Source organism: Parendozoicomonas sp. 209JJ7-1 (assembly GCF_058147085.1).
Map to the genome: position 1 here is coordinate 1 of NZ_JBYVJU010000115.1, position 663 is coordinate 663.

At 36.3% G+C, this 663-nt stretch carries 1 protein-coding gene; it reads right to left on the reverse strand.

Annotated elements, in window-relative coordinates:
* Positions 1-143 precede the first annotated feature (143 nt).
* Positions 144-479 (reverse strand): hypothetical protein, encoded by a 336-nt coding sequence (locus ACY2RQ_RS19630; protein WP_490114705.1) that lies wholly within the window; start codon positions 477-479, stop codon positions 144-146.
* Positions 480-663: the final 184 nt, after the last annotated feature.

Consider the following 663-nt stretch of genomic DNA (forward strand, 5'->3'; position numbering starts at 1 on the left):
TAACGCCTAAATCAGGTGCGCCGTAGGCGTCACCTGGATTTACTTGTTATGCGAATTGAATTGTTTGCATGATTTATTAGCCATATGCTAAAACATTCAGTTCAGGCATATGACTACAACTTAAAATATGAGCAGTTACGATTTTATTTAGCTGTACAAGAGCAACTTACAGATCCACAGGCAGTCCAGCCACGACAAGTGCAACAAGCTTTCTTTTCTACCGTTACATCATTTCCATATATTGCTTCAATAGCAGCTGTACCATCATTTTTTGGTTTAATGGCGATAAGTTTAACGGAGTTACCATCTCCAACCAAAAATGTTGTGTGTTTTATTTCTTCTATTTCTGGGAAGGAAAAAGAAAACTTATTTTCTTCATTAATGTGATAATTTATATCAATAAACGTGTTATCTTCATACTTAGAAAATATTTCATTATCTTCAGCTGTACCGATTACAATTGCTTTTATCTTTGACATTTTTTATCCCTTTTTAGTTTTTATTACATCTTCCATGTAAGAAATCCGTGACATTAACTCAGTACGGATTTCTTGTTTGGAATCTTTGTATAAGAGTAAATGCAATAGAGTTGTTGGCGCTCGCATAACGCCCGCATCAGGTGCGCCGAAGGCGTCACTTGGATGCGCTTGTTAGGTGCTTACC